Annotated in this window: 15 protein-coding genes; 4 read left to right on the top strand and 11 right to left on the bottom strand. The window is 66.3% G+C overall.

Annotated elements, in window-relative coordinates; all coding sequences use genetic code 11:
• Positions 1–45: 45 nt before the first annotated feature.
• Positions 46–1,446: an MBOAT family O-acyltransferase gene (locus F0U60_RS19265; protein ID WP_395822073.1), complete on the top strand. Its 1,401-nt coding sequence runs from the start codon at positions 46–48 to the stop codon at positions 1,444–1,446.
• Positions 1,447–1,450: 4 nt separating this feature from the next.
• Here F0U60_RS19265 and F0U60_RS19260 read toward each other — a convergent pair whose 3' ends face one another.
• The 11 genes from F0U60_RS19260 to F0U60_RS19210 form a co-directional block, all read right to left on the bottom strand.
• Positions 1,451–1,870: an MGMT family protein gene (locus tag F0U60_RS19260; protein WP_395822071.1), complete on the bottom strand. Its 420-nt coding sequence runs from the start codon at positions 1,868–1,870 to the stop codon at positions 1,451–1,453.
• 139 nt (positions 1,871–2,009) lie between these two features.
• Entirely contained in the window at positions 2,010–2,993 is a 984-nt protein-coding gene (locus F0U60_RS19255; protein ID WP_395822069.1) for a TIGR02996 domain-containing protein, read from the bottom strand.
• Positions 2,990–4,414, bottom strand: a complete 1,425-nt coding sequence (locus F0U60_RS19250; RefSeq protein WP_395822067.1) for a reverse transcriptase family protein — start codon at positions 4,412–4,414, stop codon at positions 2,990–2,992. Before F0U60_RS19250 ends, F0U60_RS19255 begins: the two co-directional genes overlap by 4 nt.
• Before the next feature lie 261 nt (positions 4,415–4,675).
• Positions 4,676–5,323: a TetR/AcrR family transcriptional regulator gene (locus F0U60_RS19245; protein WP_395822065.1), complete on the bottom strand. Its 648-nt coding sequence runs from the start codon at positions 5,321–5,323 to the stop codon at positions 4,676–4,678.
• 106 nt (positions 5,324–5,429) lie between these two features.
• Positions 5,430–6,245, bottom strand: a complete 816-nt coding sequence (locus tag F0U60_RS19240) for an alpha/beta hydrolase (RefSeq protein ID WP_395822063.1) — start codon at positions 6,243–6,245, stop codon at positions 5,430–5,432.
• A 223-nt stretch (positions 6,246–6,468) separates the two neighbouring features.
• Entirely contained in the window at positions 6,469–8,052 is a 1,584-nt protein-coding gene (locus F0U60_RS19235) for an amino acid adenylation domain-containing protein (RefSeq protein WP_395822061.1), read from the bottom strand.
• Between the two features lie 22 nt (positions 8,053–8,074).
• Entirely contained in the window at positions 8,075–9,205 is a 1,131-nt protein-coding gene (locus F0U60_RS19230; RefSeq protein WP_395822059.1) for an acyl-CoA dehydrogenase family protein, read from the bottom strand.
• Positions 9,206–9,221: 16 nt separating this feature from the next.
• Positions 9,222–10,616, bottom strand: coding sequence for a TrpB-like pyridoxal phosphate-dependent enzyme (locus F0U60_RS19225; protein ID WP_395822057.1), 1,395 nt, complete (start codon positions 10,614–10,616; stop codon positions 9,222–9,224).
• A gap of 5 nt (positions 10,617–10,621) precedes the next feature.
• Entirely contained in the window at positions 10,622–12,397 is a 1,776-nt protein-coding gene (locus tag F0U60_RS19220) for a phosphopantetheine-binding protein (protein WP_395822055.1), read from the bottom strand.
• A gap of 104 nt (positions 12,398–12,501) precedes the next feature.
• On the bottom strand, positions 12,502–12,954 hold the full coding sequence (locus F0U60_RS19215; RefSeq protein WP_395822053.1) for a hypothetical protein: 453 nt from the start codon (positions 12,952–12,954) through the stop codon (positions 12,502–12,504).
• A 558-nt stretch (positions 12,955–13,512) separates the two neighbouring features.
• Positions 13,513–14,847 (bottom strand): hypothetical protein, encoded by a 1,335-nt coding sequence (locus F0U60_RS19210; protein WP_395822051.1) that lies wholly within the window; start codon positions 14,845–14,847, stop codon positions 13,513–13,515.
• A gap of 332 nt (positions 14,848–15,179) precedes the next feature.
• On the opposite strand from F0U60_RS19210, the gene F0U60_RS19205 reads away from it, so the two are divergent.
• Genes F0U60_RS19205 through F0U60_RS19195 form a run of 3 tightly spaced genes read left to right on the top strand, consistent with a single transcriptional unit; the run spans position 15,180 to position 19,245 of the window.
• A complete protein-coding gene (locus tag F0U60_RS19205) occupies positions 15,180–16,778 on the top strand; it encodes an NAD(P)-binding domain-containing protein (protein ID WP_395822049.1) in 1,599 nt (532 codons plus the stop codon).
• A complete protein-coding gene (locus F0U60_RS19200; RefSeq protein WP_395822047.1) occupies positions 16,775–17,860 on the top strand; it encodes an alpha-hydroxy acid oxidase in 1,086 nt (361 codons plus the stop codon). Before F0U60_RS19205 ends, F0U60_RS19200 begins: the two co-directional genes overlap by 4 nt.
• Positions 17,845–19,245, top strand: a complete 1,401-nt coding sequence (locus tag F0U60_RS19195) for a cytochrome P450 (protein ID WP_395822045.1) — start codon at positions 17,845–17,847, stop codon at positions 19,243–19,245. The genes F0U60_RS19200 and F0U60_RS19195 overlap by 16 nt, the downstream gene beginning before the upstream one ends.
• The last annotated feature ends 21 nt before the right edge of the window (positions 19,246–19,266 follow it).

Raw genomic sequence — 19,266 nt, 5'->3', positions numbered from 1 at the left:
TGCCAGATCCTTACCAACCGGTAGAATGGCCGTCGTTGGCCTGACATGCTCTTCAACACCGCGCTGTTTGGCGTCTTTTTCCTGGTCTTCTTCGTGGCGTTCCACTTCGTCGCCCGCTCGCGCGGGGCGAAGCTATGGCTCGTCACGGGTGGGAGCCTCGTCTTCTACGGGGCCTGGGATGTGCGCTTCGTGCCGCTGTTGCTGGGCACCGCGCTGCTGGACTTCTGGTTGGCGCGGGAGATCGGCCGCTCGCAGGACGAGCGGCGGCGACGCCTGCTACTGGTAGTGAGCCTGACCGCGAACCTGGGGGTATTGGCGCTCTTCAAGTACGCGCGATTTTTCGCGGATTCGGCCCACGGGCTGCTGACGCTGCTCGGAGTCGCGGTACCGGAGCCCACGTTCTCGCTGGTGCTCCCGGCGGGCATCTCCTTCTACACGTTCCAGAGCATGAGCTACACCGTGGACGTCTACCGGGGAGAGCTGAAGGCGAGGGAGCGGCCAGAGGAGTTCGTCGCGGCGGTGTCCTTCTTCCCCCACCTGGTGGCGGGGCCCATCATCCGAGCGTCAGTGCTGCTGCCCCAATTCGAGCGGATGGAGCCGCCCCGGTGGGAACAGGTCCAGCGCGGCTACCTGCTCATCGCGGTAGGGCTCTTCAAAAAGACGGTGGCGGACCTGCTGGCTCCGGTGGCGGATGGGCTCTTCGGGAGCGTGGGGCCGGTGGGGGCGCTGGAGAGCTGGACAGGGGCCCTGGCCTTCACGGGGCAGATCTACGCGGACTTCTCGGGGTACACGGACATCGCCATAGGCGTGGCGCTGCTGCTGAGCTTCGAGCTGCCGCCGAACTTCAACCTGCCGTACCTGGCCACCTCGCCCGTGGACTTCTGGAGGCGCTGGCACCTGTCCCTGTCCACGTGGCTCCGGGACTACCTCTACATTCCCCTGGGTGGAAACCGGAACGGGCGCTACCGCAACCTGCTGCTCACCATGCTGCTGGGCGGGCTGTGGCACGGGGCCAACTGGACGTTCGTCTTCTGGGGCGCGTACCACGGGCTGCTGCTGGTGGCCTCGCACCTGCTCGCGGCGCGCTTCCCCGGACTCTCTGGAGCGGCCACGCCCGCGGGCCTGCGCTGGGTGAAGCAGGCGGGGACGTTCTACCTGGTGGTGCTCGGGTGGGTGCTGTTCCGAGCGGAGACCCTGACCTCGGCGCTACAGGTGCTGCGCGGCATGCACGTGCCCGCCGTGACGTCGGACGTCACCTATGCCTCGGTGCTGACGCTGGTGCTGGTGGGCGCGGGGCTCGTGGTGTGCCACGGGGTGTCCGCGCTCGCCGAGCACACCGGACTGCGACAACGTCCTGTGTTGCTCTGGCCCGCGGTGGCCACTTGCATAGCTGTGGCCATGGTCATCGGCACACCGGGGCAGAGCTTCATCTACTTCCAGTTCTGAAGGCTCAGAACAGGCGCATCTGGGACTTGTCCTCCTCCTTGCCCGAGCCACGCGCGGGCAGCGGAGTGAAGCCGTGCTTCGCCGCCCATTCCTGACTGGGCCCGGGCCAGCGGAAGCGGTCCATGTGGACCTTGCCCTTCTCGTCGAACTCAACGCCCTCGGCCACCAGCAGCTCGCGCTGGTTGTAGCCCTGCGTGCTGATGCCTCCCGAGCGGTTGATGATGCGCTGCCAGGGCACCTTGGCGGCGCGCGGCCCGAGGTCGCCCATGGCGAGCCCCACGATGCGGGCATCGCACCCGCCTCCCACGATGAGCGCGATGTCTCCGTAGGTGGACACCTGCCCTGGGGGTACCTGCTCGACGACTTGGTAGATGCGTTCGAAAAACCTTCGCTCTTGCGCTGTGATGGTGATGGTCGTGGACATGTCTTCTCCAGTCAGATAGCGCGTACTACCTCAGAGGACCTGTCCAGGGAAGTTGGCATTACGTCTGCCGTCGTGTACCCGACCCGACACGTGGAGTAGACAACCAATCTTGGGGCGGCCGGGCCGGGACGCTGAAGTCCTAGATCTTCACGCCCATGCCGAGCCGCTTCAGCAGGAGCTCGAGTGCTCGGGCACTAAGGCCGATGCCTTGGATGTCCAGGTGGCGCAGCTTCGGCAACGCCCGCGGGGAGCTGAAGGCCAGAGCGCCCTCCTCGTCGACTTGGGTGTCCTTCAGCTCAAGCCGCTGCAGATTCGCCAGCGCCTTGCTGGCCGCGAGCGCCTGGGCACCCTCATCGGAGATCTCGTTGCGGTTGAGGGCGAGCAGCTCCAGAGACCGAAGCGGCTTCGCACGGGCCAGCACAGAGACCCCCTCGTCGGAGAGGCCCGTGGCCGACAGGTACAAGCGCACCAGCGACAGCCGGGACTCCGCGAGGGCCTCGGCGCACTCGTCTCCAAACCCGTCATTGCCCGTGAGGCTGAGCGAGCGCAGCCCCGTCAGCACCACGCTCTCCACCAGTGCGGCCACGCCGTCGGGGTCCACCTGGGGGAGCACCAGCCCCTCCAGGCGCCCGGCATGCGCGGCGGAGGCGAGCGCCCGAACCGCCGAGTCCGCCCCTTCCTCCCCCGTCAGCTTCAACCAGCGGACCTGCTCGAACCACGGCTGCGCCGCGGCCCGCGCCAACCCCTCTCCGTCGCGGACCTCGAGCCGCAACCGGTGCACGGGTTCGAGCGCAAAAAGGGCCTCCCCGTGCTCCGCGAGCGCCCGCTCGGTGAGACCCACCTCCTCGACAAAGCCCCGGCTGAACTGGAAGTCGAACGCGCCCAGGGCCGTCAACCGACCCCTCCACACCGCCTCATTCCCCCGCAGCAGCACCTCCACCCGATGGCGCAGCGAGCGCCGCTGCGCTGGATCCAACCCCCGGGCGGAGAGCGCCACCTGCGACCGAATGAGCTCGGCGCGCGGAGCATCGTCGTCGCGAAGGAGCTCCGCGCACGCCAGGCGAGCCTCCTCGTCGTTCGGCTGGGAGGCCACGCGGGCCAACAACTCGCGCAGGGAGCTCATCGGCTGAGCAGCTCCTTCACCTCGCCCTGCCAACGCGCGCCCAGCTCCGGGTGCACCATGCGAACATAGGCCGCGTAGCCCTCCAACCAGCGCTCGAAGTCCGGCCGGCCCCTGGCCTGCGAGGCCACCCCGTGCTTGCGGCAGTTGGCCAGAATGGCCTTGAACCGGCGCCGCTCCTCCCGAGGAACAGAGACCTTCTGGTTCACCGTCAGGCCCGTTACCCGCTGGCGAGTACCCTGCCGCATCACCCGCCGCTTCCCACTGTTCTCCGCGAAGCCCTCCTGCTGGAGGATGGCGTTGAGCCACCAGAAGAAGCGGCCCAGACGCTCGGGAGGCTCGCGGAAGGAGAAGGACAGGTCATCCGCGTAGCGGGTGTAGGTAGCGCCGAACTTCCGGGCCAGTGCCGTCAGGCGAGCATCCATTCGCCGGCAGATGAGATTGGCGATGGCGGGCGACGTGGGAGCACCCTGCGGCAACACCCCCGGCCACACCACCGTCCCATCCGGCAACTTCGCGCGGTGCGTGGTGAGCCCGGCGAGCACTCCGGACACCTCTTCTCCGTAGCCGTGCGCCAGGAACAGGCCCTTCACCCGGCGGTAGTGCACCGTGGGGAAGAAGTCCTCGATGTCTACCCGCACCACCGCCGTGGCGCCCACATGGGGCTCGGCGTTGCTCACCGTGGAGCGGCCCTCGATGAAGCCGTGCGCGGCTGGGTGCGGCGTCATGCGCGCGAGCACCTTGTCGAGGAGAACCCGCTGCACCTCCTTCAGCTTCTGGCGCGGCGCCGCTATGCGACGCACTCCGCCCGAGCGCTTGGGCACCTCGAACTCCACGTACCCCGAGCCGGACTCCGAGCCAGGACGCATCAGCGCGTCCAGCTCCGGCTCCGCCACCCCCACCAACTCCGCCACCTCGGCCCGGGTGCGCAGCACGGGCAGCTCGCCCGAGGTCGGCGGCGGACGCGTCACCCGCCGGGCCCTGTGACCGAGCAGCTCCGTCCCGAAGAGGCCGAAGTTCCAGCCGGTGGGGTTCCACCCGCCCACGCCCCTGCTCGGACGACGAGGGTCTCCTCGGAGATCCGGTGGCGCCACGTCCGAGAGCCCCAGCCGGCGCACCGCGGCCCGTGCGGCCTGGGCGACGCGCGAGTCCGGGTCCTTCACCCGCTGGCGGAGGAACCGAGCCGCCGTGGTGCTGGAGAAGAGCAGTGGAAGCTGCCGCACGCCCTTCAACCGCTCGCGCGCGTCCACGCTGCGCAACCTGCGCTCGGCAGGCGCCTGCCAGACACGGCTCACGTAGAATCGGGCCACCTCGTACTCGGCCAGCCCCTGGTGGCGCTCGAGCAGCTCGGTGATGCGGTCGAAGTTCGCCTCGGGGTCTGCCAGCAGCGCTTTCAATTCGAGCAGGAGACTGGCGAGGTTCATGCTGGGCATCCGGGGTCCGAAGATAAAACCGGTGCGCCTGGAACCGCCGCCACCTGCACGGCAGAGGCAGACGAGGTCAGGGAAGCCCGCGAGGCGGACCTCGTACTGCATCGTTCTTCAATGGGTAACGTCAGCAGCCGCGACGTGACATCGCGGACGGAAGGCTGGCTGCACGCGGCCCAGGCGCACCGGAGAGAAGCTCACCACAACCCGGCCGAAGTGGGAAGGCCATGGGACGTCAGGCCCAGCCTACCCATGCGCTCAACCGGGACGCGGCGCGGCCCCCTCCAGGAAGCAGCGCAGCAGCAGGGAGATGAGCGTATCGATGGGCTCGGGCTGCTTCTCGGTGAGTTGTCGGAAGAGCAGCTCCCGCACCATGCCCAGCAACAGCGTGGGGTAGTGGCGGGCATCCTCGGGCCGCAAGGCTCCCTCCTCGACCCCCTGACGCCCAAGGTCCTCGACGCGACGGGAGATCTCTCGCCAGTGCGCCTGATGGTCATTCAGGTCCTGCCCCTTGGCCACGCCGTGCTGCATCACGTCCTCCAGCATGAGGGAGAACAGCCGGAAGTGGAGCTGGGCATGCTCCAGGATGCACCGGATGAGCCCGTGCAACCGCGCGTGATAGGGCTGTCCCTGGCTCCGCTCCAGCTCCGTGTCGAGCATGGCCAGCAGCTCGCGCCCGCGCACGTCTCGCAGCGCCTCCAGGAGCTGCTGCCGGTCCTGGAAGTAGTTGTAGAGCGTTCCGACGGAGACTCCGACGCGCGCGGCGATGTCGTCCATGCGCGCGGCGTGAAGGCCCTGCTCGGCCAACACCTGCTCCGCCGCGTCGAGGATGGTGGCCCGAGCCTCCTCCTTCAGCCGGGCTCGGAGGGTCTGGGGTTTGCTTCCTGATGTAGAGCGGGGGCTCATAGGGTCGAGCCAGAATACTTTTCCCTGGCCTCAGGTGGGGAACCCCTTGATGACCCGAGGTGCAGCCTGAGACCAGAACCCCCCTCTCCGCTCGCCTCCAGGCCCCCTAAACGGAGGGGCTCCCGAGGAGGCTGGCGAGCAGTCGCCGGGCCGAGGAGGCCGCGAAGCCCCAGCCATGGTCTCCCGGGTGCTCGGCATAGGCGTGCGAGACACCAAGCTCATCCAGCGTCCGATGCACCCGGCGGTTCTGCTCCACCACCCGCGGATAATCATCGGTGCCCACCTCCAGCGCGAGCTCTGGCAGGGTCCCGGAGGCAGCGGCGTTGCGAAGCAGCGCTCCCGTGTCGTAGCTCCGCCGGATGTCACTCCCAACGGGACCCCACACGCGGTTGTGCTCCGCCTCGGTGGGCATCATGCACCCGCTCGCGCGCTGGGAGGCATACGGATCGCCCTGCCGCTCCGAGGCATAGAAGGCCCCGGAGATGGCGAATGCGCGAGAAAACACCCCCGGGTTACGCAGCGCGAGGTGGACGGCACCCGCGCCTCCCATGGAGAAGCCGCCAATGATTCTCGAACGCGCGGCCCGCTCCACGGGGAATGAGGCTTCGATGGCAGGGATGAGCTCCTCCATCAAATAGTCCTCGTATCGCTTCCCGGACGCATCATTCATGAACCAGCGCCGACCGCTCTCGGGAAAGACAAACAGCACACGCTCCCTGTGCTCGGCCAAGAACTCCCTCCCATGACGAGCCCAGGAGAACCGGTCCCCACCAAACGCGTGCAACATGTAACAAACAGGGAAGCCCTTTGCGGGCGGGGCTCCAGAGGGAGCGACCACGTAAGCCACCTTCGACCGGCCCAGAGATGGCGCATCATGCACGAAGTCAAAGCCAGGCAGACCTTCATCGATAGGAAGCAACATCGCGAACCTCCAAGAGTCGTGTTGCGCATGCTCCCTCTCCCTCTGGGAGAGGGCGGGGGGTGAGGGTATGTCACCCCGTGTCGCTCCTGGACCTGGTGCGCATCGGAGCAAGCAACTCCAGGTCCTCGTTCCCATTCAGGAACACAGGAAGGGAATACCCTCACCCTAGCCCTCTCCCAGAGGGAGAGGGGACATCCACAGGTCCACGAACGTCGTGGACACACTACGAGCCGAGTGACACCAACCTGGAAACCTCCTGCACATCCACCTTTCCGCGGCTGTTGCGAGGGAGCGCCTCGAGCCGCAGGAGCCTCGATGGCACCATGTAGGGAGGGAGACGCTCCGCGCAATGGCGCCGGACCTCTCCAACGAGCGCCTCGGACGGCTCTCGCAGCGCGATGGCCGCGCCGAGCTGCTCCCTCCCCTCCTCCTGAAACGTCACCACCGCGGCCTCCGTCACCGCGGGATGCTCACGCAAGGCCTGCTCAAGCTCCTCGAGCTGGATGCGATAGCCACGAATCTTGACCAGACGATCACGCCGGCCCAGGAAGCTGAGGCGGCCGGATTCCACCCGGACAATGTCTCCCGTCCGATAGAACTTCCGCCCATCAGGCTCGTGCACGAAACGCTGCGCCGTGAGCTCATCAAGCCCCCGATACCCTTCCATGACCGTGGGAGAGCAGACGAGCAGCTCGCCCTCCTCGGTGGACGGGCCGTCAGGCCCTTCCAGACGAATCTCCGCATAGGGACACGGAACGCCAATCGGCACCGGGCCGTCCGAGGCCAGGTCCTCTGGCCCGATATCGTGGAACGTGCACACGTTGGTCTCGGTGGGCCCAAACCAATTCGAAATAGAGCACCCCTCGGGCAAATGAGCCGCGAGCTCCTTGAGGCCTGGCTTGGGAATCACTTCCCCCGCGAGGATCACATGACGAAGCGCGGAGCCCTCCAATTGCCGCAGGGGCGCGCCCTCGTCGGGCCGCAGCAGCACGGAGGGAACCGAATACCACACCGTGATTCCATTCTTGACAATGAATCGGCAGGTCTTCGCCACCTGACCAAACAACCACTCCGGCACCGGGACGAGCGTCGCGCCAGCGAGCGCCGACGCAAAGAAGTCGAAGATGGTCAGATCAAACGAGGGCGAGGCATGCTGGGAAAGGACATCCTCCGGCCGCAACCCCAGGTGCCGAGCTGTCCACTCCACGAAAGCCACGGCGCTGCGGTGGCTCTGCATCACCCCCTTGGGACGACCCGTCGAGCCCGAGGTGTACAGAACATAGGCAATCGACAGTGCCTCCACGGGGACCGCGGCCGACAGCGGCGCGGACGACAGCGCCTCACCCCAGGAGATGCCAGCGCCCTCCTTCGAGGAAGGCGCGGCCCGGAGCGCCACCACGACCTCCTGCTTTGCCGAGCCTCCCGCCGTGGGCTCCACCAGCCCGCGAGCCTCGCCCTGGAAGAGCGCGGCGGCAATCTGCCGGGTGGTGATGAGGTGGCTGGGCTCGGCATCCCTCAGGATGAGCACCCCGCGAGCTGCCGGCATCGTGTAGTCAATGGGCACGTAGCTGCCACCCGCCAAGAGCACACCAAAGATAGACACGGACAGCTCGGCGCCCTTCGGGAGGCAGATCACCACCCGATCTCCCGGACGCAGGCCCGTCTCCACCAGGTACGCGGAGAGGCGGAGGGCTCGGTCGAACAGCTCGCCGTAGGTGAGCTGTCCCGCCGAAGTGACGAGCGCGGTCCGTGAGGTGAAGCGTGACGCCGCGCCCATGAGAATCGTCGATAACGTCTGCTCGCTCATCTTGAACCTCCCTCAATCTCTGTCAGGAGCCCAACCCCAGCTCCGAGGCGATGATGACCTTCTGGATCTCCGAGGTGCCCGAGTACACGATCCCACCCAGGGCATCTCGGAGCTCGCGCCCCACCTCCGAGCCCTCCATGAGACCCATGCCTCCATGAATCCGGAACGCATCCGTCCCGGAGGCGAGCGCAGCCTCGCTGACGTACAACTTGGTGAGGCTGGCCTCGCCCGGCGTCAACGTTCCCAGGGACAGCTGCGTCAGGGTATTCCGGACAAGGAGGTAGGATGTCCTGTAGCGGCTCAGCATGTCGACGATGCGTCCGGCGACATACTGGTTGGCCCCAATGGGGCGTCCGAACTGACGACGCTCCTTCGCGTATTCGAGCGCCGCCAGGAACTGCCTGCGCATGACACCCAGGTGGAAGCCCGCCAACATGCTCCGCTCCCACGTCAGGGCATGCTGGAAGACAGAGGCGCCCTGTCCCACGGAGCCCACCATCGCGCTCCGAGACACCCGCACGTCATCGAGCCACACGGAGCTGACAGAGCAGCCATGCATCCCCATTCGCGGCTCGTCGATTCCAACCTCCAGGCCCCGAGTGGCCCGAGGCACCAGAAAGGCGCTCAGGCCTCGGAAGTGCAGCCGGGGGTCCTTCGTCGCGAGGACCAGGAAATAGTCGGCTTCCCGGGCGTTCGTGATGAAGCACTTCGCCCCTTGCAGGACGTAGTCATCGCCGTCACGGCGGAAGCGGGTCTTGAGCGACATGACGTCCGAGCCCGCCTCCGTCTCCGTGGCCGCAAGCGCCCCCATGACACTGCCGTCCCGCAGCGACGGCACCAGCTCCTTCTGCTCCTCGCTTCCAAAGCCGAGGAGCGGTGCGCTGAACCCGAAGCAGTGGGCACCGAGGGCCAGGGGAAAGCCCTCCCCTGTGCACCCCATACCAACCCCCTCGAGGACAGACATCACCACCTCGACGTCCAGCGCCTCCTCGGGGATGAGCACCTCGAAGACGCCGAGCTCGGCGGCCTTCTTCCAGGCCTCGCGAATCCAAACACTGCTGTCGCTCCCAGACGGAGGTGCGCCCAGGGACTGTCCGAACGTCTTCGCCGCCTGCAGCTCTGGCGTTTCCTCGGGAAGAGCACTGTGAGTCATGACATCGCTCCTGGCGTTAGGACTCGCGCGACGAGGACTGCTCAATTCGCGCGTTGAACTCGTGGACGTGACGGAGGCTCTCGGTCAGCATCGCGTCATCGGGGATATCCGACTCCAGCGTGTTGGTCCGGGCGCGCTCGTAGGCACTCAGATCGAAGAACCCGTGACCGCTGATGTTCATGAGGATGACACGCGGCGGAGCATCCGCCGGGTTCTCCCTGGCCAGGCGAATGGCGCCCGCCACGGCGTGAGCCGACTCCGGAGCCGGCAGAATGCCCTCGCTCTCGGCGAACAGGAGCCCCGCACCGAGTGCATCCGGCTGGGGCACGGCCAGAGCGTCAAAGCCCTTGTCGGCATACATCGCGCTCAGGAAGGACGAGGTGCCGTGATAGCGCAGTCCTCCTGCGAAGATGGGCGGCGCGATGTAGTGGCTCCCCAGCGTGTACATCCGATGGATGGGCGTCGTGCCGGAGAAGTCATTGATGTCATACGCATAGACGCCGCGGGTGAGCTTGGGGCATGCCGCCGGCTCCACCGCCACCAGCCGAAGCTGGCGCTGCCGCTCTCGGGCAGCCCGGAGGAAGGGCAAGCCCACTCCACCGAAGTTGCTGCCAGCCCCCATGCAGGCAACGACATACTCCGGGAACTCGCCCAGCGCTCCCAGTTGCTCAATGGCCTCGCTGCCAATCAGCGTCTGGTGCAACAGCACGCAGTTCTCCCCGCTGCCCACGGCGAAGCGGATCCGCTTTCCCCCGTGAGCAATCTCCAGCGCCTCGCCCGTGGCGGTCGCCAGGCTGCCAATACGGCCCGGATCCCGCTGCAAGGCCTTTCTGCCCACGTCCGTGACGTCACTCGGGCTCTCATGGACGGTGGCGCCGAACAGCTCCATCATCGCCCGGCGCTGCGGCTTCTGGCGCAGGCTCGCGCCCACCATGAACACCGTGCAGCGCAGGCCGAACAGCTTGCAGGCGTACGCCAGCGCGGTCCCCCACTGCCCGGCGCCCGTCCCCGTGACCAACTCCTCGACGCCAGCCTTCGCGTAGTAATAGGCCTGGGCAATCGCCGAGTTGAGCTTGTGGCTCCCCGAAACGTTGAGCCCCTCGTATTTGTAATAGAGCCGCGCGTTGACACCGAGGCGCTGCTCGAGCTGCCGCGCCCGGCGCAGGGGCGTGGGGCGGTATTGGGCATACAGCTCCAGCAACCGCTCCGGAATCTCGTGGTAGGGCTCCCGGGTGCTGTTGGATTGCGTCACCAGGGAGAGCGGCTGCTGGGGCACGATGCTCACCTTGCGCGCACCGTTGCTGGGCAGCGAGACCTCCTTGGGAACGTCGTGGACCGCGTACTGCGGATAATCGAAGAGGAAGTTGCACCACTGCTTTGGAATCGAAATGCCCTGCGAGTGTCTGGACATGGTTGTCATCCCTCGTGAGTGGTCTTGCCAAGGCGCAGCACGAACTCCACCAGGTCGCCCACGGTGATGAGCTCCGCATCCAGGAGATCCTCATCGTCGATCTCCCGCGCGAGCTCCTTCTCCAGGGCAGCCAGGAGCTGGACGAACTGGAGCGAGCTGATGGACAGGTCGGCGTACAGCTCCAACGACTCATCCAGGGTGCCGGTGTCCTTGAACAGGGGCAGCACCTTCGCGAGCGCGGCGCCGACGAGCGAACGGGCCACCTGCTTCTCATCCACCTTCAGCAGGGGCAGCACGCCCAGCGACTCCGCGATCTTACGCTGCATCCCGGGCGCCACCTTGGCGAGGTTGACGACGGGACGCAGCTTGCCGGAGCGCTCGCGTTGGATGGCGTCCGTCTTCTGAGTGAGCAGCTCGATGCCCTCCCCCAGCATCTCCTTCAGCACTGCCGTGGTCTTCTCGAGGTTGGCGGGATCAAAGCCCACACCGGGCACGTACTGCACGACGTACCGCTCCGCCGACAGACCCACGAACCGGTACTGTGCGTTGGGGAGCGTGTCCTTGATGGCACCCAGGATCTGGAAGGTGGTCACCGAGCGGCCATCGGGCGGCTGGATTTGATCGGCCTCCTTGCCCTCCAGACCATCCAGGGTCGCGCACACGAGCGAGTCCGTCACGCGGAACGGCCCGCGCGGGCGCGCCAGGTCGCCAATGTCGTAGCGGATCAACGGCATGGTGTCGTTCAAGAGGTCGGTGATCACGACTCGGGACAGCTCGCCCATTCCCGCCAGCGTCTGCTCCCCGGGGCGCATGAACTCCACGTGGAGACGATCGGACTCAATGCGCAACGGTGCGTCCTTCTCCGCCTGCCACGCGATGAAGCCAAACTCGTTGCTCGCGTAGATCTTCAAGGGCTCGCACCCGAAGACCTGCCGGATGGCGTCCGCGCCCTCGGGCGAGAGCACCTCCGAGGTGGTCCACACCTGCTTGATGGTGGGCAGCCGCAGTTGCTCCTTCCGCATCCAGCGGGCGAGCCCGGCGATGACGCTCGCGAAGCCCACCAGGCTCGCGGGCTCGAGCTCGATCACGGACTCGTAGAGCTCCTTCGGAGGAAGCAGGGAATTGACTGTGAAGGCCTTGTTGGCCGCCTGTGTCTGAGCCTCCTCGGGTGGCGAGTCCGTGCCATGCCGCTTCGCCTTCTTGGGCAGGGCCGTGAAGCGCTGTTGATGATCCTTCACCTGGCGCTCCAGGGGCTCGGGCTCTCGCACCGTGGTCCTCTTGGATGACTCGCCCTGGGAGTTGGCGGAGGCCATCTGCCGCGCCTCCTGGGGCGTCCGGACCACGAAGTCCCATGGAAAGACGTAGGTGAGCTGATTCGAGGCGCTCGAGACGAGCTGGAGGTGGGGCTTCTGGAAGCGCCACTTGCGGAAGATGAAGACGCGGCTGTCGAGCATCAGGGTGAAGGGAACGCCCGTGCTGCCGCTGGTAGGCTTACGGATCAGCTCAGAGGGGCTGTAGCGAGGGTTGAGCAGCCGGGCCTCTCCCGCGGCCTGGAGCTGGGACTTGTTCACAACGGGCAGCCGCTGGAACCATTCGAGGAAGCCCTCCAGAGGCGGAACGGCTCCAAACGGTCCATACAGCTCACGGTAGAAAGGAACGTTCTCGATGGCTGAAATGACCCGCTCCCGAAGCAATTCCAGAGGGGAGCTCGAGAGATAGCCGGTAGAGCCACTCTCCACTTCCTGCATCGCCGCGGTCAGTGCAAGGTTGGTGTGGTGCATTGATTTCTCTGCCTGGTGAGAGGAGGGCCACCCGCGGTGCCCTGCGAGTGGCCCTCCCGTGGGAAGCGGACTACTTCAAGGACTCTCGGCTAAGGCGAAACGGACTACTTCGCCTCGGCCTTGAGCGAGAGCTGCTTCTTGGCGCCGAACTGCCGGACCTGGGCGTTCCGAGCGAGCGTCGTCTTCGCGACGTCGTCGACCAGCCCCGCGCCGCCGATGCGGATGGCGGCCTGGATCGTCTTCCGCGCGCTGATCTGGCGGAACTGCATGGGCCGGGCGAGGGCCACCTTGGTGTCGCGGGGTGGCACTGCCACGGCCTTCGGCAGACGAGCCGCGAGCTGCTTCACGGCCTTGAGTTGACGCACCCGCCCCTGCTTGGGCGCCTTGGCGTTGTCCGCCAGGCCCGCGACGCTCGCGGCGCTGCGAAGCGTCATCGTGCTCTTCTCACGGAGCCTGCGGATCTGCTTGATCCGACCCGTGCGGGGCTGCATCGCCCGGGTGTTGGTGGAGCTGCCAGTGTCGTTTCCGGACTGCGTGTCTGCGTTCTTCTTGCTCATGCTTCCTCCTTACTGCGGGTGATACACCTGCGATGACGCAATAGACCGCCTGCACGGGGCGCCTTCCCGCGCACGCCCTCCCTGCATAAGGAATCTGAAATGGAATGCCTTACATGCTCCTCCCTAGTCAGAGAGAGGGAGGGAGCAAGTGCCGGATGTGACGGCCGCTGGCGTTTGAGGCCTTACAGGCCGTCAGACTCCTGTCCATGCGACTTCGGAGACAAAAAGCCCGTTCTGCGTGCATCCATGAAGGAATCCCCCTGATGCATCGTGATGCGAAAGACTAACGAGGGGGTCTGACATGGACATCCCGTAAAACCGGAACACCGCCCAAGATCACAGACCAATCGGAGTCTTCCGGCGTCGCTGGACGAGGAGCCAAACGACGGAATATTCCATTGGCTTCAATCCCTATCAATCAGGTCGAGTGACCTCTGGATGCAAAAGGTCACGTTCATGGCTTGATGGGAATGCTTCCCTGCTCGGAGACCTTCCAGGCCTTCAACGAGCGAAGCCCGCGACCCGAGGAGCGTCCGGGTCGCGGGTTTGCATCTTCAACTACGGCTGGCCGGAGACGACGATCGAGAAGGGATACCGGTCGTTGGTTCTCAGGTCGGGGTCGTAGTCACCCGTCGGGAGGGCGGTCACGATGAGCGTCCGCTTCTGATCCGCGGCGAACTTCAGCTCCTTCGGACCCGAGGAGAGCTCCAGGAACTCTCCATCAGAGTCCGGCGTCAGCCCGGGCACAGCCTGGACGACGAAGCGGCGCCCCGCGTCAGCTGGGGCCTCCAGGGTCACGTAGACGGTCCCAGGAGTGCCCGCGCCGGCCGACAGCTCGATGTAGCTCGTGCCGAGCATCATGGGCGCCTTCTCGCTGCCGATGTCGATCCTGCCCGGCACGGCCTCCTGCTGGGCCGCCAGCGCGAGCCTGGCCGCCTGGAGGTTCTCCAGTCCGTCCTTGAAGTGATGGAAGTGGCGGTCGTCGATGTGGTCGCCGGTGTACCAGCGCCAGCGCGAGAACTCCGGGACGGTGTCGACGTAGCTCGAGCTCTTGTCCTTCAGCAGCTGATCAAGCGCATCGGCGAAGTCAGGCTCGTTGAGCGTCTGATCATTCTCCGCGCCAGGCGGGTTGCGGGAATCCAGCCACATCCGCGAGAGGAACCGTGCGTCGCCCCCGAAGAAACGATCCTTCAGGTAGAGCAGGTACATGGACGAGCCATACATGTACCAGGTCTCGTAGTCGTCGTAGTAGTCGAGCGCCCACTCCGGGTGAGCCTGGAAGTCATCGAAATAGGTCTTGATGTAGCGGTCCGCGTACACCTGATCCGCGAAGACAGCGGACATCTCGAAGGTGATGGGAGCCTCGTACCAGTCATCCGCGGCCTGCGAGGCGTGCGCCATCTCGTGGACGACGGTCTCCTCGAGCTCGGGTCCGCCGTAGGGGCCCCAGGCATCAACGACCATGTAGCCACGCCGATCATCCCACTCGGTGGAGGTGTCGCCTGAGAGCACGTTGACCAGGCAGCTCCGGTGCCCTTTCCACACGAACACGTCGAACGCGTTGTCGGGTCCGCACTCCCCGTTGTCCGTGAGCGCCGGGCGCATGCCGAGCCGGTTGACGTGATAGTCCCAGCCCTTCTCGACGAACGCGAGCACCTGCCGGGCCGTCTCCAGCTCGACCTCCTTGTAATAGTGGACGACCACCGGGAGCGTCTCGGAGCGGATTGAGTAGGGGAACAGCTCGTTGAAGTCGGGCCGGCCGCAGATGGGCGTCCCTTCCGCCAACGGGTGCGTGTAATTGAACGGGTCTTCGACAACGTCGTCGGTGGGATGACAGCCAACGGGGGAGAGGCCCAGACCGAGGCAGATCAACCAGGGACGGAGCCTGGACACACCAGGACCGGAGCCACCCTTCCACTTCCATTTTCTCATATTTTCCCCAAGCTCATCTTCCAAGGAAGCAATACAAACACTTGTTTATCTATTTGAGAGGCTCTCGCACACCGGCGCACGACAGGCAAACAGCAGCGGCGCCCCCTTTTCCCTCGGAGCCGAGCCTCCCAGCGTAATGCACTCCCCGCGCCTTCCGCCCCCGTCATCTCAAGATGAGGAGCGCCACTATCGCTTTGAGAACACCCGTCAGGAACCCTGGCCCGGCATTCACTGATTTTCGGGCGTTTAGCACTTTTCGTTTCTTGGCCTGGGTTTTGCTCTCAAGGGCAGGTATGGACTACCTCATCATTGGCGCGGGCCCCGCGGGGCTCCAGCTGGGCTATCTGCTCTCCAAGACGGGCCGGAACTTCCTGATCCTCGAGGCTGGCTCCTCCGCTGGAACCTTCTTCAAGACGTTCCCCCGCCACCGGACGCTCATCTCCAGCAACAAGGTGTACAACGGCACGAACGACGCCGAGCTCAACCTCCGGATGGACTGGAACTCCCTCCTGTCCGACGACCCGGAACTCCTGTTCACCCGGTACTCGGACCGCTACTTCCCCCCCGCCGACGTCCTCGTGAAGTACCTGGGCGACTTCGCGCAGAAGAACCGCCTCCCCATCCAGTACGACTCACGTGTGACCCGCGTCACGCGCACCGCTGACGGCGGCTTCCGCGTCGAGGACCAGCAGGGGCGCGTCTTCGAGGCGAAGCGACTGATCTCCGCGACGGGCGTCTCCAAGCCCTACATCCCCAACATCCCCGGCATCGAGCACGCGGAGCAGTACACCACCGTGTCCGTGGACCCCAAGGACTTCATCAACCAGCGCGTCCTCATCCTCGGAAAGGGCAACTCCGCCTTCGAGACCGCTGACAACCTGATCCCCACGGCCGCCGTCATCCACGTCGCGGGCCCCTCCTCCATCCGCATGGCCTGGCGCACCCACTACGTGGGTCACCTCCGCGCGGTGAACAACAACTTCCTCGACACCTACCAGCTCAAGTCGCAGAACGCCCTGCTCGACGGGAACGTGGAGCGCATCGAGAAGCGGGACGGCTCCTTCGTCGTCACGGTGAGCTTCTCGCGGGCCAACGAGGTCAAGAAGGACCTGCGCTACGACCGGGTCATCATCTGCACGGGCTTCCGCTTCGACGCGTCCATCTTCGATGACAGCTGCCGGCCCGAGCTCGTCATCAAGGACCGCTTCCCGGCCCAGACCTCCGAGTGGGAGTCGACGAACGTCCCCGGCCTCTACTTCGCCGGCACGATCGGGCAGGTGCGTGACTTCAAGAAGTCCACGGGTGGCTTCATCCACGGCTTCCGTTACAGCGTGCGGGCCCTGCACCGAATCCTCGAGCGGAAGTACCACGGCGCCGAGTGGCCCCACGAGGAGCTCCCGGCGAAGCCCAAGGCGCTGATGGAGGCGGTCCTCGCCCGAGTCAATCGGAGCTCGGCCCTCTGGCAGCAGTTCTCGTTCCTGGGCGATCTCATCGTCGTCGGGCGCGATGGCACGGCGAAGTACTGCGAGGAGGTGCCGGTCACCTACGCCCACGACAGCGCCTACGGCGACTCCGAGAGCTACTTCACCATCACCCTCGAGTACGGCCCCGGTCACGATCGCGTCGACCCCTTCGATGTGGAGGTCGGCCGCATTGCCCAGGACGACGCCATGCGCTCCGGTGAAGGCCGGTACCTGCACCCCGTCGTGCGCCACTACCGCAAGCGGGAGCTCGTGGCGACCCACCACGTGACCGAGAACCTCGAGAACGATTGGACGTCCGAGGTGGTCCATCGCGAGCCGCTGAAGGCCTTCTTCACGCGGGAGCTCGGCATGTCCAACACGGGCGAGCGCACCCACTCCGCACCGGTCGAGAGCCAGCTCCAGCCATGAAGGCACTCTCTCTTCGGGAGCTCGAGGCCGAGGCCCAGAGGCGTCTCGAGCCTGGGGCCTACGATCTCTTCGCGGGGGGAGCCGACGACGAAGTGACACTGCGGGCGAACGAAAACGCGTTCGCCCGGCTCGGCCTCGTGCCGCGCGTCCTGCGCGGGCGGGGCAGGCCCCAGCTCGAGACCACCCTGCTGGGGTGCCGCACCTCCATGCCCATCGTCATCGCGCCTACGGCCTTCCACCGGCTCGCCCACCCGGACGGTGAGCGAGCAACGGCACGGGCCGCGGCGGCAGCGGGCGCCATCATGACCGTGAGCATGGCCTCGACCACCGCCATCGAGGAGATCGCGGAAGCGAGCGCCGGTGGCACGCTCTGGTTCCAGCTCTATCTCCAGCCGGACCTCGGCTTCACGGAGGCGCTCATCCGGCGCGTGGAAGCGGCGGGATGCAAGGCGCTGGTCGTCACTGTCGACTCGCCCGTGTTTGGCCGTCGCGAGCGAGACCTTCGCAACGGCTTCACCGATCTCCCGTCCGGCCTGTGTTGCGAGAACATGCGCCCCGCCGGTCCTGGCGGGACGCGGGGCCCCGCGCGCCCCATCGCCTTCTCCGAGGCGCTCTCCTGGGAGCACATCGACTGGCTGAGGAAGAGCACGTCCCTGCCCCTCGTGCTCAAGGGCCTCGTGCACCCGGCGGACGCGAAGATGGCCCTGGAGCGGGGTGTCGACGCGGTCCTCGTCTCCAACCATGGGGGCCGCCAGCTCGACACGATCCCCGCCACCCTGGAGCTGCTCCCGCCCATCGCGGAGGCGATCGGTGGCCGCCTCCCGATTTTGCTCGATGGTGGCATCCGGCGCGGGACGGACATCGTCAAGGCGCTCGCCCTGGGGGCCAATGCCGTCGCCATCGGCCGCCCCGTGCTCTGGGGGCTCGCGGCGGAGGGCGAGGCCGGGGTCGCCCATGTGCTCGAAACCCTGCGCTCGGAGCTCGAGCGCGCCATGGCTTTGTGCGGATGCGGCTCGGCGAGCGATGTCGGCCCCGAGCTCTTGCACGTTTCACGTTGGGAGAAGCAATGCCGGACATCCTGAATCTTCGCCCGGTCGCGAATGCCCTGGCGTCGCGCCTGCCCGTCGCGATCATCGGGCTTCGCAACCGCATCTTCACGCGCATCAACGGCGAGGAGGGAATCCCCATCCCCGGCGAGCGCGTCGACGTGTCGCACTTCAAGGAGCTCTATTCGAACCCCGCCGCCGACGGGAGGAGCGACGGCGCGGCCCTGTCGGACCTCTTCTGGTACTGGCTCTCCCCCGGCGCGGAGATACACCAGGAGCACCTCGAGCCCGGCGAGCGTTACGAGGAGGTCGCCCAGACGACGCGGCGCATCCTCTCGCTCCCGAAAAAGACGGCGGAAGAGCTCGCGGCGCGGTGCACGGTGCGCGTCCTCGAGGAGCGTGCCATCCACCGGGCGACGCTCGTCCGCCTGCGCGACCTGATGATGCCCATCTGGGCCGAGTTCTATTACGAGCTCGTCTTCAATGAGCAGTGCCCCCGAGAGGCCCGCGACCTCATTGTGGGCAACGCGAACGACGTCGTGACGGCGCTCAAGGGGCTGAGCCTGCGCCACATGGACAGACGCCTGCGCCTGACGCGCTACTTGAAAGCCAGGCTTCAGGCGGGCGCCGTCGCGCACGAGCTCCCGTCCTGTCTGTCCCTGGAGCAGAAGGCCTTCTATCTGCAAGGGGTCTACTTCAACACGGCGGTGGTGCAGATGTCGGAGGCCATGGCCCACCTCGTGATGTTCCTCGCGCAGAACCAGGAGATCCAGGCACGGCTCGCGGACAACCTGGAAGACGACCGCTACCTGGACCGGATCATCACGGAGTCCCTCCGGCTGTATCCCCTCTTCGGGATCGCCCACCGCATCACGTCCAGCGACATCCGCGTCGACGACAAGACCACGCTCCCCAAGGGCTCAGTCCTCTGTTTCAACTACCAGGCCTACCACCACGAGGGCTTCGAGGACCCACTGCGCTTCGACCCGGACAGGTGGTTGAAGCACTCGACCAAGGAGTCCAACTACATGCCCTTTGGGGCCGCGGCAAACCGCCCGTGCCCCGCTCAGGCCATCGCCCTCGTCACGATGCGCGCCGTCGCGCGGGAGACGATCCGGCGATTCAGTGTCTTCTCGACGGCCTCCCACACACGCCCGCTTCCAAACCGAGGCCCATGCGTGCTGGAGCCTCGGAAGGGAAACCCGGAGCCACGCCTCCGTGAGGAGCTCCTCGCGTCCATGAGCGCTCGCGAGCCCTGGGAGGAGGTCGGACGCAGCGTCCTGCAGCTCGTCCTGGGGACGTACATGGTCCTGGACGCGAAGCGCCTGCGGCTCTGCCAACGCTACTTCGAGGCCGAGCGTCAGGCCTCCGCCTCCACGGCCGGAGCGAAAGCCTCACGCTGCCCCTTCAGCCCTACTTGAACAGGTTGCCCTATGAACCCC

Source organism: Archangium minus, from assembly GCF_044360475.1.
Lineage (GTDB): Bacteria > Myxococcota > Myxococcia > Myxococcales > Myxococcaceae > Archangium > Archangium minus.
Note: the sequence above shows the minus strand (reverse complement) of the source record. Positions and strands in the feature narration are given on the sequence as shown.

Bases quoted from the DNA above. Each gene is read 5' to 3' on its own strand.
- F0U60_RS19205 (WP_395822049.1), top strand. From the start codon at position 15,180: ATGGACTACCTCATCATTGGCGCGGGCCCCGCGGGGCTCCAGCTGGGC.
- F0U60_RS19230 (WP_395822059.1), bottom strand. From the start codon at position 9,205: ATGACTCACAGTGCTCTTCCCGAGGAAACGCCAGAGCTGCAGGCGGCG.
- F0U60_RS19235 (WP_395822061.1), bottom strand. From the start codon at position 8,052: ATGAGCGAGCAGACGTTATCGACGATTCTCATGGGCGCGGCGTCACGC.
- F0U60_RS19215 (WP_395822053.1), bottom strand. From the start codon at position 12,954: ATGAGCAAGAAGAACGCAGACACGCAGTCCGGAAACGACACTGGCAGC.
- F0U60_RS19245 (WP_395822065.1), bottom strand. From the start codon at position 5,323: ATGAGCCCCCGCTCTACATCAGGAAGCAAACCCCAGACCCTCCGAGCC.
- F0U60_RS19250 (WP_395822067.1), bottom strand. From the start codon at position 4,414: ATGAACCTCGCCAGTCTCCTGCTCGAATTGAAAGCGCTGCTGGCAGAC.
- F0U60_RS19200 (WP_395822047.1), top strand. From the start codon at position 16,775: ATGAAGGCACTCTCTCTTCGGGAGCTCGAGGCCGAGGCCCAGAGGCGT.
- F0U60_RS19225 (WP_395822057.1), bottom strand. From the start codon at position 10,616: ATGTCCAGACACTCGCAGGGCATTTCGATTCCAAAGCAGTGGTGCAAC.
- F0U60_RS19255 (WP_395822069.1), bottom strand. From the start codon at position 2,993: ATGAGCTCCCTGCGCGAGTTGTTGGCCCGCGTGGCCTCCCAGCCGAAC.
- F0U60_RS19220 (WP_395822055.1), bottom strand. From the start codon at position 12,397: ATGCACCACACCAACCTTGCACTGACCGCGGCGATGCAGGAAGTGGAG.
- F0U60_RS19240 (WP_395822063.1), bottom strand. From the start codon at position 6,245: ATGTTGCTTCCTATCGATGAAGGTCTGCCTGGCTTTGACTTCGTGCAT.
- F0U60_RS19265 (WP_395822073.1), top strand. From the start codon at position 46: ATGCTCTTCAACACCGCGCTGTTTGGCGTCTTTTTCCTGGTCTTCTTC.
- F0U60_RS19195 (WP_395822045.1), top strand. From the start codon at position 17,845: ATGCCGGACATCCTGAATCTTCGCCCGGTCGCGAATGCCCTGGCGTCG.
- F0U60_RS19260 (WP_395822071.1), bottom strand. From the start codon at position 1,870: ATGTCCACGACCATCACCATCACAGCGCAAGAGCGAAGGTTTTTCGAA.